We start from the raw sequence: 17,359 nt of genomic DNA on the forward strand, positions 1-17,359 counted from the left end.
CCCCCCTTTTTTCCCCCTTTTTTTCTTTCCCCCTTTTTTTCCCCCCTTTTTTCCCCCCTTTTTTCCCCCCTTTTTTCCCCCCTTTTTTCCCCCCTTTTTTCCCCCCTTTTTTCCCCCCTTTCAAAGGGGGGCTAGGGGGGATGGGGGCTAGGGGGGATGGGGGCTAGGGGGGATGGGGGTGAGGGGTTGAGCTTAAGTTGACACCAATGACCGACGTGCGCCCAGAAAACTATCTTCATGTTTATCCAATTAAGCACGAATTGGCTTCTGTGCAAAACACCAATTCGTAATCTCCGTTTGCCATGTCCTCCTAGCGATCGCACTCATCAATACCAATGCAATCCTTGACGACTACGGCATTTTAACCACCGCTACACATCGATCAGGGCGGGTTTAGTCACATTTGGGTGGGGTCAAAAATGATAGTAGTCAAACCCGCCCCTACACAAAAAACAAAATATTCCCGCCTTGATTGCGCCAGATGCTGTGAAAATTAAGCTACCCTTTTACCTAATCCCGCAAGCCATTTCCCGTTGCACCCGCTATGAGTAACCGCCCCTGGCTAAAGATTACTGAATACCTTTTCCTCGCTGGTTCAGCCTTGGGAACGGTTATCGCCGCCGCAACTCAACAGGCGGTTTACGCCGCCGCACCGATTACGATTACTCTGGGATTGAATCTAGCTAATCGAGGGCGATTCTATCAGAAGACTCATCAACAGACAGAAACCGCGATCGCACTCCTGCAACAACAAGTTACAAACTCAGACTCCCTCAGATCCCAGATTACCGAATTACACGATGCGATCGCACAGCTTCAGGATACTGTTAGTCAATTAACTAAAGGAAATACCCCTCCCCAACACGAGAATAGGCTTTCATACTCCCCCTTCCGTGCAAAAAAAGCGAAGCATCCTCTCTCCTCCCCCCTCGCAGGGGGGAACGAGGGGGGTTGGGAAGGGGGTTGGGGGGTTAGGTTTTCCCAATTCCCAATCCCAGAACCCATTAACTCCAATTCTCCCAGGATTCAGTCTGCTGTAGAAGTCGAACTGCTTTTACCAGATAACATTTCCCGATGGCAATGTGTCAACACCCTCACCGGAAATTTAGCGCCCATTACCACTCTGACTCTTCACCCAGACGGGCAAATTATAGCCACTAACACGATTAATAATACAATTCAATTGTGGGATATTCACACTGAACAAAAACACCTAATCCTCAAAGGACATTCCCACCCGGTTTTATCCATCGCCTTTAATCCTCACGAACAAACCTTAGCCAGTGGTAGTGCAGATCATACGATTAAGCTGTGGGATACTCGCACCGGACAGCAAAAACGCAGTCTAAAGGGCTATTTTTACTATTTTCTCGCCGTCGCCTTTAGTCCCGATGGCTTAACCTTGGCGAGTGGGAGTGCTGACTGTACTGTGAAACTTTGGGATGCCAATACTTTAGCCCAAAAACGCATTTTTAAAGGACATGGAGAAAAAGTTCATACCGTAGCCTTTAGTCCCGATGGGCAAATTCTTGCCAGTGGGAGTCGGGATGGCATGATTAAACTCTGGGATGTCCGTTCCTCTGTTCGCAACGATACGATCACACTCAACGGACATCAAGGTGGGATTTATGCGGTCATATTTAGCCCCGATGGACAATGGCTGGCTAGTGGAAGTGCAGACTGTACAATTAAATTATGGGACATGAGAACTGGACAGGAAAGGTATACCTTAAAAGGACATACTGATGAGGTTCGCTGTCTTGCCTTTAGTCGGGATGGGAAAACCTTAGTCAGTGGAAGTTGTGACCAAACCCTGAAACTCTGGAATCTGGAGGATGGGGAGTTAATTAGCACTTTATCGGAACATGCGGGTGCAGTGACATCAGTGGTTTTCAGTCCCGATGGACAGCAATTGATTAGTGGGAGTAGCGACAAGACAATCAAGATATGGCGTAGGCAACAGGAGTGCGATCGCGCCTGAACTCCAGTCCAGTCATCCTTGCACTGCGATCGCCGTTCTATCTGCTAATAAATTGAGAACATAATACAATATTTTATCGTCCCCTCTTAGTCTATAGCCAACCTCCATAATTGGTAAACTATTTTATTCGCTGTTCCCCATGTTAATCTGTATCTTAAGAAATAAATTAGGTGCTATATATGACTTTCATTAACCCAAAAACAGACTTTGCCTTCAAAAAAATATTCGGCTCTACGGATAGTAAAGACATCCTCATTAGTTTTTTAAATGCGCTTCTATACGAAGGCAATTCCACCATTGAGGACTTAGAAATTATTGCTCCGTATTTACCGCCGAGTATTCCTGGTCTAAAAGATACCTTTCTGGACGTTAAGGCAAAAATTACTGGAAATAAAATCGTGATCATTGAAATGCAAGTCTTAAATGTCGTCGCCTTTGATAAACGAGTTGTATTCAATGCTGCTAAAACCTTTGCAACTCAACTTAAATCGGGGGAAGGATACTCTAGACTGAATTCTGTCATTGCTTTAACAATTACAGACTTTCAGATGTTTCCCCATCGAAATAAAGTCATTTCCCGATTTACTTTTGCCGATATGGAGGATTTATTCATATATCCTGAACATCCTCTAGAATTGGTTTTTGTCGAGTTGCCGAATTTTCAAAAAGATTTAAATGAATTGGAAACCTTAACCGATAAATGGATTTATTTCATGAAACAAACGAGCAACTTAGACAGTGTGCCAGAAACAATGGATGAAGTTGCTGCTATTCAGAAAGCATTTAGAATTGCTAATCAAGCCAACTTAAGCCTGCAAGAATTAGAAACGCTAGAAAAGCAGCAAATGTTTCTAGAAGATCAACAGGGCGCTATTTTAAAAGGCATTGAACAAGGTAGACAGCAAGGTAAACAAGAAGGAGAAATTGGATTAATCTTGCGTTTATTAGAACGTCGTATCGGAGCGATCGCGCCGGAACTGCAAACCCGCCTCCGTCAATTACCCTCTGGGCAATTAGAAGCGTTAGCCGATGCTGTTCTGACATTTACTGATTTTACCGATTTAACCACTTGGTTACAAGATAACACCCAGAGTTAAACCAAGAGCGATCGGGGATGTGATCGCTGTCTCTGTCGCCAGAGTGGGGAAGGTTTACTATAGATGCAGTACAATCGTGCATTCCTATGATTATTAGTGGGAGTCGCGATGGCACAATTAAGATTTGGCGGTATCAATAAGATCGTCATTCGTCATTCGTTAGGAAACGGGGAATAAATTCATAATTTATAATTCAGATAATTCATAAGTTTAATGGACCAGATTAATCAGTATTATGTAATTTTGGGACTGCAACCGGGCGCGTCTTTAGCAGAGATTAAACAAGCCTATCGGGAATTAGCTAGATATTGGCATCCGGATCGTTTTCCTGATGATCCACAACGACAAGCCCAAGGGCAAGAGGAACTTAAAAAAATAAATGACGCTTACCAACAGCTTAAGTATTATGCCTCGGTATTACCTCAGCCAGAGGTTAGCCAAGATGCGGATGGAACAACCTATTACCAGTGGGGGATGGAACTGGCAAAGGGCTGTCAATATCAGCAAGCAATTGACTATTTTAGCAAAGCTATCTGGCTAGATGTTGATTTGGTTAAAGCCTATAAATATCGCGGACTGGCTTATTCTCAACTGGGCGAACACCGACAAGCGATCGCGGATCTTAATCAAGCGGCTAGTCTGTATTGGCAACAGCAAGATCTACGAGAGTATCAAGATGTACTTTTCTGCATTAGCAAGTTGCAAAATGTCGTCTTGCAGCCACTCCAACAGAACTGGCGTTGTGTTCATACCCTCAAAGGTCATACTTACTTTGTCTACGCCGTTGCGATTAGTCCAGACAGGCAAACTATCGTGAGTGGTAGCACAGATGGAACGATTAAACTATGGGATGTGCAAACAGGAAAGGAACAACGCACTCTCAAAGGACATGTCGGTAGGTTTGGCTATGTTCAATCTATTGCAATTAGTGCCGATGGGCAAACATTGGTGAGTGGGGGGAATGATAAAACGATTAAGATTTGGCAACTCAGTACGGGGAATGAACGGCAAACGTTAATCGGACATTCGGGTCTATTTGCTGGGGTTAAGTCGGTAACAATTAGTCCAGATGGTAAGCTACTTGCCAGTGGTAGCGATGATAAAACCATTAAACTTTGGTCTCTGCCGAAAGGACGAGAATTACGCACCTTTAAGGGTCATAATGCTGGAGTCAATGGAGTTGCTATTAGTCCAAATGGCAAGATTCTCGCCAGTTGTAGCACTGATAAAACGATTAAGTTATGGCAGGTGGGAAAGGCGCGGGAACTTCATACGCTTATCGGTCATCATGATGCTGTAAATGGGGTAGCATTTAGTTCCGATGGGCAGATTCTTGCCAGTGGTAGCACCGATGGAACGATTAAAGTCTGGCAACTCAGTAGTGGGCGGATACTGCGAACTTTGAAAGGGCATCATGATATGGTTAATGCGGTGGCATTTAGTCCTGATGGACAGATTCTTGTCAGTGGTAGCACCGACAAAACGATTAAACTGTGGCAAATTAGAAAAGGGCAGAAACTTCGCACGCTGAAAGGACATACGGCTGCTGTACATACAATTGCAATCAGTTTAGATGGGCAAATTATTGTCAGTGGCAGTGCGGATAAAACAATTAAGATTTGGCGATGTGATTAAGGATTCAGAAAGGATAAAGGTTATGGCAAATACGATGAAAGCCGCCGTGGTGCATAGATTTGGCGAACCCCTATCGATTGAAGAGGTTCCTATTCCAGAACCCAAAGCCGGACAAGTCTTAATCCGTACCGTTACCTGTGGTGTCTGCCATACTGACTTACATGCGGCTGATGGGGATTGGCCCATAAAGCCTAATTTGCCTTTTATCCCTGGACATGAGGGGGCGGGTTATGTCGCCGCCGTTGGTTCTGGCGTAACTTTATATAAAGAAGGCGATCGCGTCGGGGTTCCTTGGCTGCATAGTGCCTGTGGACATTGCGAATATTGCTTCACGGGTTGGGAAACATTATGTCCTAATCAAGAAAACACCGGGTACTCTGTCAACGGGGGTTATGCGGAGTATATGGTGGCGCCAGCTGACTATGTAAGTCCTATCCCCGATGGCGTTGATTTTGCTGATGCTAGTCCCATTCTCTGCGCTGGGGTAACCACCTACAAAGGTTTGAAAGAAACTAATACTAAACCTGGAGAATGGGTGGTGATTTCTGGTATTGGTGGCTTAGGTCACATTGCTGTCCAATATGCCAAAGCTTTGGCACTCCATGTTGTCGCCTTAGACACCAGTGATCAGAAGCTGGAGTTAGCCAAGCAATTGGGGGCAGAACTTACGGTTAATGTGACCAAAGAAGACCCCGCCACGGTGGTACAAGAGAAAATTGGGGGGGCGCATGGTGCTTTAGTCACTGCTGTTTCTACTGCTGCTTTTCGTCAAGCCCTGGGAACGCTACGACGAGGTGGCACTTGTGCTTTAGTTGGGCTACCCCCAGGAGAGTTTCCTACACCTATCTTTGAGGTGGTATTAAAACGGATTACTATTCGCGGTTCGATTGTCGGTACGCGCAAAGATATGCAAGAATGCTTACAATTTGCGGCAGAAGGCAAGGTGAAGCCCACTTTAGAGAAGCAGCCGTTAGAGGAGATTAATCATGTATTTGAACGTCTCAGAAACGGTGAAGTCAATGGTCGCATCGTGCTGCAAGTTAGCTAATTATTATGACAATTAACCCCCCTTACGAAGGGGGGCAAGGGGGGATGGTCAATGCCCAAAATACGCTGATTAATCATGCCACTATTCTCTTTGCGATCGCTCTTTGTTTCCTGGTGGTGCGATCGCGAAAATCCTGGCAAGTTTCACCCTAACTCAAAGACATCATCCCAGCGATACAACTTGGATAGTATCATGTCCGGTTGCATCCTCACCCGTGAACCTATCCCATAACTATAACTTTTCGATTTATCCGTTGAGTTTTAAATTGCTCAAGATAATCGGACTGAAGGCTTAAGTCGGAAACTCCCGGCAAAGCTTGACTTCCCGTTGGTTTTGGTTGTAGTATGAGAAAATCAAATCCTGTATCTTAGTTTTTTTGTAGGCATTTTTAAGGGCAAAACCCCTCAAAGCCCTAAAATAACGTCATTTTTTTTCCTAACTTGGGAAAAACTGAGAAAATACAAACATGTTTCAACACCCAATTTTCATCAACTCATCAGGGGCAGATTTGACAAAAAAAACCTTTTGTGCATCTAATACCCAAACAAGAATCGGAAATGATGGAGTTTCGCGTCGCTTTTGGTCGATTTCTGAACTATCGCTGTCACGCCAGTAGTCAACCGAGGATTTTAACGGGCTCCCATCCCTTACTACATACAAACTCCTCATCTCCCCTGATGATGTGCCAAAATTGTTAAAACGGATCAGTTCAACCCTGTAGGAGATTCTTTTGTGGAGTCGCGTTATAACCCCGTCGAGATAGAGGAAAAGTGGCAAACGAGTTGGTCACAACAAAACCTAGACCAAACCCAGGACAAGGCAGATAAGCCCAAATTCTATGCCCTGTCCATGTTCCCCTATCCATCGGGCAACCTGCACATGGGTCACGTCCGTAACTATACGATTACCGATGTCATTGCCCGCAAAAGCCGGATGCAGGGCTATCGAGTCCTCCATCCTATGGGTTGGGATGCCTTTGGGCTACCCGCAGAAAATGCCGCGATTCAACGGGGTGTCCATCCCGCCAAGTGGACGTATCAAAATATTGCTCAGATGCGGTCTGAGTTAAAGCGTCTGGGATTGTCCTACGACTGGAACTGTGAATTGGCGACCTGTGCGCCCGACTATTACAAGTGGACTCAGTGGATTTTCTTGCAGTTTCTCCACGCGGGATTAGCCTATCAGAAAGAAGCCGCTGTCAACTGGGACCCCATTGACCAAACCGTACTGGCAAATGAACAGGTGGATAGCGAGGGACGTTCTTGGCGTTCTGGTGCGAAAGTGGAACGGAAACTCTTACGCCAGTGGTTCCTGAAAATTACCGATTATGCCGAACAATTACTCAACGATTTAGATAAGCTAGAGGGATGGCCCGAACGGGTGAAGTTGATGCAAGCCAACTGGATTGGCAAGTCCATCGGCGCTTATTTAGAGTTTCCCATTATCGGCTTGGATGAAAAAATTGGTGTCTTTACCACTCGCCCAGATACGGTTTATGGCGTGACTTATGTGGTTTTAGCCCCAGAACATCCCTTAACCCCAAAGGTGACGACTCCTGACCGCAAAGCTGCTGTTGATGCCTTTATTCAAGAGGTGACTCAGGAAAGCGAATTGGAACGCACGGCTGAGGATAAGCCGAAACGGGGTATTCCCACTGGGGGTAAGGCGATTAATCCCTTTACTGGGGAAGAAATTCCGATTTGGATTGCCGATTACGTCCTCTATGAATATGGCACAGGGGCGGTAATGGGTGTTCCCGCCCATGATGCGCGAGATTTCCAATTTGCTACGAAACAGAATTTACCCATCAAGGTGGTGATTGTAGCAGCAGATGCGGCTGACCCGAAAGCTGCACCGAAACAGGCGTATACTGAACCCGGTGTGGTGGTGAATTCTGACCTGTTCAATGGGATGGAATCAACAGCCGCCAAAGCAGAAATTGTCAACTACGCCGAACGTAAAGGATGGGGGAAAGCCCGGATACAGTACCGCCTGCGGGATTGGTTAATTTCCCGCCAACGCTATTGGGGCGCACCGATTCCGGTGATTTACTGTCCTGATTGTGGCATTGTCCCGGTTCCGGAGCAGGATTTGCCTGTAGAATTACCGGAGAATGTAGCTATGAGTGGGGGGCGTGTCGCTTCGTTATCCCAAGTGGAGGGATGGACAGATGTACCTTGTCCCACCTGTGGTACAGCCGCGAAACGGGAAACGGATACGATGGATACGTTTATTGATTCGTCGTGGTATTTCCTGCGTTATCCTGATGCCAATAATGACCAGCAGGTGTTTGACAAGAGCAAAACTAATGACTGGATGCCCGTAGACCAGTACGTGGGTGGCATCGAACATGCGATATTGCACCTATTGTACTCCCGTTTCTTCACCAAAGTTCTGCGCGATCGCGGCTTACTCAATTTTGATGAACCGTTCCAGCGTCTGTTGACTCAGGGGATGGTGCAGGGGTTAACCTATATGAACCCCAGAACCGGGGAATGGATTCCCTCGGTGGAGGTCAACCCCAGTGAACCCAAAGACCCAGAAACCGGGGAAACCCTGGAGGTGTCCTACAAAACCATGTCCAAATCTAAATATAACGGTGTTGCACCTGAAGAAGTCATTAACAAATATGGTGCCGATACCGCCCGCATGTTTATCCTGTTTAAAGCCCCCCCAGAAAAAGACCTGGAATGGGATGATGCAGATGTGGAAGGACAATTCCGTTTCCTCAACCGGGTTTGGCGGTTGGTGGAGGAGTTTGCGGCAAAAGGAACCAACCGTTCCACCACTATTCCCCCTGAGTTAAGTAAACCGGAAAAAGACCTGCGGCGGGCAATTCACACGGCGATTAAAGAAGTCACCGATGATTTAGATGGGGAATATCAATTTAATACAGCCGTTTCTGAGTTAATGAAACTTAGCAACGCCCTCACTGATGCTAAGTGCAAAGAGTCCCCCGTTTACGCCGAAGGAATCGAGACACTGATTCTATTATTAGCCCCCTTTGCCCCCCATATTGCGGAAGAATTATGGCATGGCATTGGTCATACAGATTCAGTACACCTACAACCTTGGTGTACCTTTGAACCAGAGGCATTAGTCGCTGATGAGATTACCCTGGTGATTCAAATCATGGGCAAAACCCGTGGCACAATTCAGGTTCCTGCTGATTCCGATAAATCAGCGTTAGAACAGTACGCCAGGGAATCAGAAGTTGCCCAGCGTTATCTAACAGGTAAGACGGTGAAAAAGGTGATTGTTGTACCTGGAAAACTGGTCAATTTTGTCGTGACGGGCTTGCAGCAGTAACCTAAATACCTAGATTTACCTATAATCGACAAGGGACTAGGTTATAACGGGGGTAGCTTTTGCCCAGAAACCGTAGGGGCGCACCGACGTGCGCCCGATTTAATCGTAATATCTACTCCATTTTGGTGGGTTACGGCGGATATCGCATTTAATGGTTATTTCCTCAATTAAATATCGCCTAACCCACCCTACGTCTGACGTGCGCCCGATTTAATCGTAATATCTATTCCATTTTGGTGGGTTACGGGGGATATGACATTTAATGGTTATTTCCTCAATTAAATATCGCCTAACCCACCCTACGTCTGACGTGCGCCCGATTTAATCGTAATATCTATTCCATTTTGGTGGGTTACGGGGGATATTGCATTTAATGGTTATTTCCTCAAATAAATATCGTTTAACTCACTCTACCGACTACGCACCTCACTGGATGGCGCTAAAGCGCTTACTACGAACGGATGGCGCTAAAGCGCTTACTACGAACGTCCCTTGAGTCTGTGATAAATGACAAGTTGTTTATGAGAAAAATCTTGCAAAACTTTAAGACCATATTTCTCTTAACTTGTCAAGTTTTAAATTCTATGATCAAATGGAAAAACGGCTCATGGTTTCATCACCGGTTTACCTTGATGTTGAACAACAACCGACAACACATTCCAGACGATTCCCTGGAGGTTAATATACCTGCGATGTCTAATTCACATTCCCATCGTCAACAGGTGAGTGATGAATCAACATTCCGCGATCGCGACACCATGACAAATCAGGCGAATTCGGGAAATGATAAGTGGTTGGCGCGTTTCCAGCATCATAGCAAACTGTTGATGGCGTGGGTTGAACCGGGAAACTTTACGCTGTATTACGCCAATGACGCCTTTTGCCACTTAACTGGAATTAATACTGCCACGGGTAACTTAAAACACCAGGGCATTCACCTATTTGATTTATTTACAAATGTTGATGCTAAAACCCTAGAACAGTTATATCGGCGTCATTTACTGGCGCTAATATTACGAGATGTATATAAAATTAATCATACCCAATGGCGCTTTTTAGATGAACCCGTTATTGCCACTCTCGATAATCCCCACGGTGGCGAACCCCATTGTGTACAATTTTGGCTGCGATCGCAACATCTGAACGTTGAGCGGATTAATCCGGAAATTAACGAATTTTCAGATATCGATCTATCCAAACAACCGATTCAGCAAATTATCCTTAACCCTACCTGGGAGGAGCGTTTAAACCTGGACAATTACCAGGTTAGGGGTCAGCTTTTGTGGGAAGGATTGGATGTTACCCACCAAGAAACGATTCGACAACTGATTAGCTTGCTAATCGAACGCGACTCCCTCTTGCGTTCCGAGAAGTTTCGCCTATTTGAGCAAAAAATGCGATCGCTGTTTCGCGCTGATCAAATTCTGCTGTTGCGGGTGAAGCACCAAGAGGTCAAACTTTTCACCAGCAAAGATGATCAAATTATGCAAACCCAAGTCTATTCCTGGGATTCCCTGGAAGGTTCCCATTTCCAAGAAGCCGCCCAAGGGAATCAAGTTTGCAGAGTCGCTAACTTAGAAAGTGATTGTCACACTGAGTTTGAACAGACGTTGTTCAACCAGGGCGCCCGTTCCCTGTTGCTGATTCCCCTAACAGTTTCTACAGCTGAAGCCGAAACCCCCAGCCAAAACTTGATGGGAATGGTAGGGCTGACGAGTGATCAGACTCATAACTTCGATTCCCTGGATATCAACCATGCTTGCGCCTTGATCCCCGCCTTATCCGCCGCCCTGCGTCAAGCGGCTCAAAGTCAATTTAATCATATCCATCCCGCCGTAGAATGGCGTTTCTTAGAAGAAGCGGAACGCCGCAGTTGGGGACTCCCCCCAGAACCGATTGTGTTTACTGATGTCCATCCGATGTACGGGATTTCCGATATCCGGGGTTCGTCGAGTGAACGGAATCGATCCATCCAAGCCGATTTACTCAGCCAGTTCAATTTGGCAATGGCGGTGGTGGATGGGGCGAACCAATACCAACAGTTGCCTTTGTTGCAACAACTGCGCCTGGATTTGTCCGCCTATATTAAACAGTTGGAAAAAGGAGTGATGGCGGAGGCTGAGGTGACGGCGATTCAATATCTAAGGGATCATCTGGAAATTTATTTTGATTATTTCCAAGACTGTGGCGATGGGGCGGTTGAAGCGGTGAGAGCTTACAAACAAGCCTGCGCCAATCCTCATGGCTGTGTTTATACCGCCCGCGATCGCTATGATCGAATGATCTATGAGATTAACGAACAACTGCGGCAAACTTGGGAACGGTGGCAAATCCGGATGCAGCAGATTATCCCCCACTACTGTGATCATGAACTCACCGATGGTATCGATCACATGATCTATGCGGGCGCTTCGATTAACTCGCACTTTACCTTATTCCATCTCCACTGTCTGCGCTACGAACAGCTACGGGCTATGTGTGACTGTGCTAGGACTTGTTTTCAAATGCGCGATCGCTTTGACAATCCGTTACAAGTCACTCATCTAGTCTTAGTCCAGGAAACCACGGTTGATATTTTTCACGACGAACAAACGGAAAAAATTTTCGATTTACGCAGTAGCACCCGCGACACCCGCTACGAAATCGTCAAAAAACGGATTGATAAAGCCCTTGACACCAACACCCAAACTCGAATCACCCAACCGGGAATGCTGACTATCGTCTATTCCACCCAAGCCGAATGGACGGAATATCAACAATATTTACGCTACCTAGCCCGTGAAGGTTGGGTGGATAGCCATATCGAATCCAGCACCGTTGAAAGACTACAAGGAATCACAGGACTCAAGTTTGCCCGTGTCCGCATTCTGCCTGAATTTGAGTCCGTACAGGTGTAGGGGCGGGTTTGACAAACATTTTGCCACTGTCTTGAAACTTAACTAAACCCGCCTTTCTCGGGCAGCAGGGGGAAATTTTTCCCAATCCCTGCACCCTTTGCTGTGATCTAGCTTAACTTGCCTTAGTGATCAGACAACTTGTCTGTCTAACGGGGTTATGTTTGAAAATCATAACATTAAGATTTGTAAATAAAGCAATTCTGTAGTGTTTGTTACAGAAATTTCCTGTTATAGTTATTTTGTAAGGAAAAAAACAGCGAAATATCACTAAAGCAATCGGAGAATAAACAAATGTCTACTCAAGAACAAGCTAGAGCCTTAATGATGCGTCACCATCACGCCGTCAAGAACAGGCAACAATCCATGCTCAATCGAGCAGCCAATGAAGTCGGCTTAGATGTTGATAACCTCAGCCACTGGGATTCTATTCAAGGCAAACCCAATTCTGGTTTCCGCACCAGCTATGATCGCAGTCGTGCTTCTCTAAGCTAAGCGGTGTTTGATGAAATATGCTGCCCATAACGATGGTGGTTAGCATAACTGAACCGGACTTTTCTCATACAACTCTTTCGAGGTAGCAAAATCCCACGGTAAGTGCCGTGGGATTTTTAATGGTGTTTGGGGATTGGGGAAGTTTTGACCCTTCACTTGGCGCATAGGGGATGGGGCGTGAGTTTTGTTTCTTACCTCACCCAGATTTAACTCGCGCCCGCCCCGACTCCCTTGTCCCCTGACAAATGACAAATGACAAACAACCTACCGTGAGAAGAATCCGCCACTCAAACGTTTAATTGCCAGATTTGCCACCTCTGAGTAATTCAATTCTCCGGATAAAATTTTCAGCATAATCAGAGTCGCTGAAGGTCGCTTTACGCCTACCTTATAGCCAATTTTGGGAAAGCCATAGAAGGCACTAGCTAAACGTTTCGCCCAAACCATCTCGTTACCCCATTCGTCCTGAATCACTTGGGTATACTGAGTTAAGGCGGTGGCGTTACCCCCTAAAGCCCCATCAATTGCCTCAGCCGCTTTGACGCCACTAAAGATAGAGGGACGAATGCCTTCACCCGTAAACGGATCAGCCAAACAAGCGGTATCGCCAACCAGCAGCGCATTTTGCCCATGTAACTTTTGGTTACCATCCCACAGGCACATTGGGTGATTGTGAACCTGACAGAGTTTCGGATCAATACCGAGTTGCTGAATATAGTTAGTTCCTATGGCTTGTAAATCCTGCTTGTCATTCCCCTTAAACGTACCCACACTGACGGAATAGCCATCGGCTTTGGGAAAATTCCAGATGTAGCCATTTTTCACTTGCCCAAAGTCAAAATGGATAGTGGGATCACCGGTTTGAGGGGTTGACTTGGGAGCTTCTATCGTCACTGCCATACGCTGGGGACGATCTTTAAAGCCCAACCATTGTGCCATAGAACCATTGGCACCATCAGCGGCGATCAGGTAACGGGCTGCCATCGGTTCATTTGTGGTATTAACCTGCCAGCGATCGCCTTTAAATTCAATACCCGTTACAGTCGTTTGCTCTTGCAGTTGAGCGCCTTGCTGTTTTGCCTGTTCGACTAAAAACTGGTCAAAAACATCTCGCCGCACCATCCAGACAGGTTTTTGTTTTTTGAGATTGACCTCCACCGGATCATCCATTTGCCAGGTGTAGCGGACTCGGCTCACATTTTGGGAGATCGCCGGTGCCAGATCAAAATCAAACCACTGTTGCACGCTTGGGGATACACCACCACTACAGGGCTTGTATCGGGGTAAAGAATCTTTTTCTAGAATCAGTACCGAACGCCCTCGCTTGGCGAGGTGATAGGCGGCAGTTCCCCCAGCAGAACCTGCCCCAACAATAATGCAGTCAAACATTAGGCTCTAAGGATTAAAAAATTCAGGACTGTGCTAAAGAGGTATTACTGTGGTATTTAGTTTTAACCCCTGACATAGTTTAGCATTGACACTCCCCGCCCATACGAAGTATGGACGATGTCTTCTCGCCGAGTAGGATCAACTCAAGGAATAGGATAGTCTTAAGGGGAGATTTAAGAGGAGCAAATTACCCCTTATCATGGGTCATTTTTATTTGTTAAATAATGCTCTCACCTCAAAACTCTCTATCCGTCCCCACCCCACGAGACGGGTGGGGAACTGGAGCAAGTTAGGTTAAACCGTGGTAATATCTTCCTCTTTTGCCGCTAACAATTCATCAATTTTAGCCGTGTACTTGTCCGTCAATTCCTGAATTCGGTCTTGCAGATCACGGGATTCATCTTCAGAAACTTCGCTATTTTTTTCCTGTTTACGAACCGAGTCAACGGCATCACGACGAATATTCCGGATGGAGACTTTTCCGTCCTCGGCTAACTTACCCGCCATCTTCACAAATTCTTGGCGGCGTTCGGCGGTTAAGGGTGGAATATTCAGTCGCACGACTTGACCGTCATTATTGGGGGTTAAGCCGATATCTGATAAAGAAATCGATTTTTCAATCAGAGTCAGCGTATTCTTGTCATAGGGTTGAATCGTAATCGTGGTGGCATCTGGCGTATTAATGCTTGCCAGAGACTTCAGAGCGGTGGGACTGCCATAATATTCCACCATCACTCGATCCAACAGACTCGCATTCGCCCGACCTGTACGAATGGTATTGAAACTCCGTTGTGTTGCTTCAACGGCTTTCTTCATTTGGCTTTCAGCGTCAGCTAACTTCACAAAAACCTCCCACAAATGTTCCGACAGATTCTCCTTGAACAGCGCGGCGGATATTACCCCGCCCTGTCAAATCAAATACCATAATTGGGATATTATTTTCCTTACACAAGGCGATCGCTGTACTATCCATCACCCGCAGATCCTGAGCGAGGACATAGCTATAGGAGAGCGTCTGATAGCGATGAGCTTGGGGATTTAGCTGAGGATCACAATCATAAATCCCATCAACTTTAGTGGCTTTAAAGATAACCTCCGCATCAATTTCGGCAGCTCGCAAAGCCGCCGTCGTATCCGTGGTAAAAAAAGGATTCCCTGAACCTGCGCCAAAAATTACCACTCGCCCTTTTTCCAGGTGACGAATGGCACGGCGGCGGATATAGGGTTCTGCCACTTCTTGCATCGCGATCGCGGTTTGCACACGGGTAGGTATCCCCATTTGCTCTAAGGCATCTTGCAGGGTCATGGCATTCATGACTGTCGCAATCATACCAATATAATCACCGGTTGCCCGATCCATTCCCCCTGCAGCCGCTTTCAAACCGCGAAAAATATTGCCACCACCGACGACAATTGCCATTTGGATGCCACTTGCCACCACTTCGGCGATTTCGGCAGCGATGCCCTGAACGACTCCTGGATCTATGCCGTAGCTCAGTTTGCCCATCAAGGCTTCACCGCTCACTTTTAGTAAAACCCGTCGGTATTTCATCCCCATGCTACGACTCTTTCTTTCTTGACTATTGCCTTGCCCATACGATAACAGTCTACCGATAATTCTGACAGAGTGCGTGAATGTCGATCATCAAATAACATGATTAACACCCGTGCTGCTAAAATACAAATTCTTGCTGTATTACTGCTTCAAGCTAAGTGTTACTCATTCCGGGTGGTTTCAACCACTGAGCCGCTTACATTCCCCCTGCTAAAAGACGTAGCAGGCTACGTCTGCACAGGATGAAAGGCTCCCCCTACTAGTTGCGCCATACTAGAGGACTGCCCTGGGTGGGAGTTGATTTGGGCGAGATAGTTTCCCCAGCCAGTAACGCCGCGATCGCATTCTTGAGGTATGCGTTGTTAACCGCTTCGGGATACTGGGTATTATCGTCAATTTTACCACTGTAGCGCAAGACCCCCTGTTCATCAATTACAAAGGCTTCTGGGGTTTTTGAAGCACCAAATCCTTGTGCCACATCCTGAGTTGGGTCCCACAGGTAGGGAAAATTCAACCCTCTACTACGGGCAAACTGCTGCATCTGAGTGAAGCTATCTTCGGGAGATTGATCAGCATCATTGGAGTTAATGCCAATCAGGGTAAATCCCTGCTCATGAAAACGGGTTTGCAGTTGTTTGAGTCTGTCTACATAAGCGGCAGAGTAGGGACAGTTATTACTCAAAAAAATTACCGCCACTCCTCGCCACCTTTCCAGATACCGGGAGAGGTGGTGAACATCCTTATCAATGCCTAAAAGCTCAAAATCGGGAGCATAACTGCCAATGGGTGTGCCGTGTTTTTCCTTCAGACTCATATCGTGTTACGGTGTGTGTTCTACTGGATGCTAGTTCTTCCCTTTTTCCCCTTCCCGTTTGCCGATCATTTTGGATCGGGCAGTGAATTCCAGCCATCGCTACCACCTTTGTGTCAGAGTTTGATAGCCGATGAGTTTGTAAACCAGTTTAGCGGCACTAAATTGGGAGACAACTGAATCAACCACTGGGGCTAACTCCATCACATCGCAACCGATCACCTGATGGGTTTCAAACAATCGTCGCAAAAAGGTTGTGAGTGCGTACCAATTCAGCCCACCCGGTTCGGGAGTGCCAACCCCGGGCATCGCCGACGGATCAATGCCATCTAAATCAATGGTAATGAATACTCGCTCTGTTGGGATAGTCGCGATCGCGTCGTCTATCCAATGGGGATTGTTGACAATGTTTCGCGCCCAAATCACAGGGATGGATTTTTCTTTAATTAAATCGGCTTCTTCTTGACAAAGACTCCGAATGGCGATGGGTAATGTGGGTAACCCCATATCCACAATCCGGCGCATCACACAGGCGTGGTTATAAATTGAGCCTTCGTATTCGTGGCGTAAATCTCCGTGGGCGTCTATTTGCACCACGGTAAAGGGTTCGTTACTCCTTTGGCGGTAGGCGTCTACGATTCCGGTGGTTATGCTATGTTCACCACCGATGGCAATGACAAATTTGTGATCATCGATAAGCCGAGATACGGTTTCGCGAGTATCCTGAAGCATTTTTTGGGCAGAAATCTGTTGCCCGCCTCGGGTATCTGCGATCGCGGAATGTGTATAAATCTTGGCGTCTTTACAAATCTCCCGTTCTAACTCATCATCGTAGTATTCTAGCTGGATTGATGCCTCTAAAAGAGCATCAGGTCCATTTTCTGTGCCTTTACGATAGGTTGTGGTTGCCTCGTAGGGAATCGGCAAAATAACCACGTTTGACGCTTTGTAGGATGCCTGAATTTCCGATCCCAGAAACGGAATAACCGCAGCAGACGTTTGCACCAGCATAGGGGACGCACCAAAAAATTTCTTAATGTTAATTTTGACACAAGAATAGTTCTAAGTGTAGAGACGTTGCATGCAACGTCTCTACAATGGTTGATCTCGCAAAACGCTATTTTATTACAGAATGTAAATAGTAA

14 protein-coding genes are annotated in these 17,359 nt (G+C 46.3%); 8 read left to right on the plus strand and 6 right to left on the minus strand.

Annotated features, from left to right (window positions below; all coding sequences use genetic code 11):
* Nucleotides 1–544 precede the first annotated feature (544 nt).
* Complete coding sequence (locus tag RLO19_RS28190) at nucleotides 545–1,981, plus strand: WD40 repeat domain-containing protein (RefSeq protein WP_446360681.1); 1,437 nt, start codon at nucleotides 545–547, stop codon at nucleotides 1,979–1,981.
* 179 nt (nucleotides 1,982–2,160) lie between these two features.
* A complete protein-coding gene (locus RLO19_RS28195) occupies nucleotides 2,161–3,078 on the plus strand; it encodes an Rpn family recombination-promoting nuclease/putative transposase (RefSeq protein WP_446360683.1) in 918 nt (305 codons plus the stop codon).
* Here RLO19_RS28195 and RLO19_RS28200 read toward each other — a convergent pair.
* Complete coding sequence (locus RLO19_RS28200) at nucleotides 3,075–3,227, minus strand: hypothetical protein (RefSeq protein ID WP_446360685.1); 153 nt, start codon at nucleotides 3,225–3,227, stop codon at nucleotides 3,075–3,077. The two genes, RLO19_RS28195 and RLO19_RS28200, sit on opposite strands and share 4 nt — an antisense overlap.
* A 64-nt stretch (nucleotides 3,228–3,291) precedes the next feature.
* On the opposite strand from RLO19_RS28200, the gene RLO19_RS28205 reads away from it, so the two are divergent.
* From RLO19_RS28205 to RLO19_RS28230, 6 genes are all read left to right on the plus strand, one after another.
* The gene (locus RLO19_RS28205; protein WP_446360687.1) at nucleotides 3,292–4,713 is read left to right on the plus strand and encodes a DnaJ domain-containing protein; all 1,422 of its coding nucleotides are present in this window, start codon (nucleotides 3,292–3,294) and stop codon (nucleotides 4,711–4,713) included.
* A 22-nt stretch (nucleotides 4,714–4,735) separates the two neighbouring features.
* On the plus strand, nucleotides 4,736–5,761 hold the full coding sequence (adhP, locus tag RLO19_RS28210; RefSeq protein WP_446360689.1) for an alcohol dehydrogenase AdhP: 1,026 nt from the start codon (nucleotides 4,736–4,738) through the stop codon (nucleotides 5,759–5,761).
* A gap of 5 nt (nucleotides 5,762–5,766) precedes the next feature.
* On the plus strand, nucleotides 5,767–5,913 hold the full coding sequence (locus tag RLO19_RS28215) for a hypothetical protein (protein ID WP_446360691.1): 147 nt from the start codon (nucleotides 5,767–5,769) through the stop codon (nucleotides 5,911–5,913).
* 580 nt (nucleotides 5,914–6,493) lie between these two features.
* Complete coding sequence (leuS, locus tag RLO19_RS28220) at nucleotides 6,494–9,070, plus strand: leucine--tRNA ligase (protein WP_446360693.1); 2,577 nt, start codon at nucleotides 6,494–6,496, stop codon at nucleotides 9,068–9,070.
* A 692-nt stretch (nucleotides 9,071–9,762) separates the two neighbouring features.
* Entirely contained in the window at nucleotides 9,763–11,967 is a 2,205-nt protein-coding gene (locus RLO19_RS28225; protein ID WP_446360695.1) for a GAF domain-containing protein, read from the plus strand.
* Nucleotides 11,968–12,258: 291 nt separating this feature from the next.
* Nucleotides 12,259–12,459 (plus strand): hypothetical protein, encoded by a 201-nt coding sequence (locus RLO19_RS28230; RefSeq protein WP_446339551.1) that lies wholly within the window; start codon nucleotides 12,259–12,261, stop codon nucleotides 12,457–12,459.
* A 264-nt stretch (nucleotides 12,460–12,723) separates the two neighbouring features.
* Here the strand turns inward: RLO19_RS28230 and RLO19_RS28235 are convergent, their stop codons facing one another.
* From RLO19_RS28235 to speB, 5 genes are all read right to left on the minus strand, one after another.
* Nucleotides 12,724–13,848: a geranylgeranyl reductase family protein gene (locus RLO19_RS28235; protein WP_446360697.1), complete on the minus strand. Its 1,125-nt coding sequence runs from the start codon at nucleotides 13,846–13,848 to the stop codon at nucleotides 12,724–12,726.
* Between the two features lie 294 nt (nucleotides 13,849–14,142).
* The gene (gene frr / locus RLO19_RS28240; protein ID WP_446360699.1) at nucleotides 14,143–14,691 is read right to left on the minus strand and encodes a ribosome recycling factor; all 549 of its coding nucleotides are present in this window, start codon (nucleotides 14,689–14,691) and stop codon (nucleotides 14,143–14,145) included.
* Nucleotides 14,678–15,406 (minus strand): UMP kinase, encoded by a 729-nt coding sequence (pyrH, locus tag RLO19_RS28245; RefSeq protein ID WP_446360701.1) that lies wholly within the window; start codon nucleotides 15,404–15,406, stop codon nucleotides 14,678–14,680. Before pyrH ends, frr begins: the two co-directional genes overlap by 14 nt.
* Before the next feature lie 256 nt (nucleotides 15,407–15,662).
* Nucleotides 15,663–16,217, minus strand: a complete 555-nt coding sequence (locus RLO19_RS28250; RefSeq protein ID WP_446360703.1) for a thioredoxin family protein — start codon at nucleotides 16,215–16,217, stop codon at nucleotides 15,663–15,665.
* Between the two features lie 99 nt (nucleotides 16,218–16,316).
* Nucleotides 16,317–17,225, minus strand: a complete 909-nt coding sequence (speB, locus tag RLO19_RS28255; RefSeq protein ID WP_446360705.1) for an agmatinase — start codon at nucleotides 17,223–17,225, stop codon at nucleotides 16,317–16,319.
* Between the last annotated feature and the right edge of the window lie 134 nt (nucleotides 17,226–17,359).

It is taken from the genome of Coleofasciculus sp. G2-EDA-02 (assembly GCF_040226375.1).
Classification (GTDB): Bacteria; Cyanobacteriota; Cyanobacteriia; order Cyanobacteriales; family Coleofasciculaceae; genus Coleofasciculus.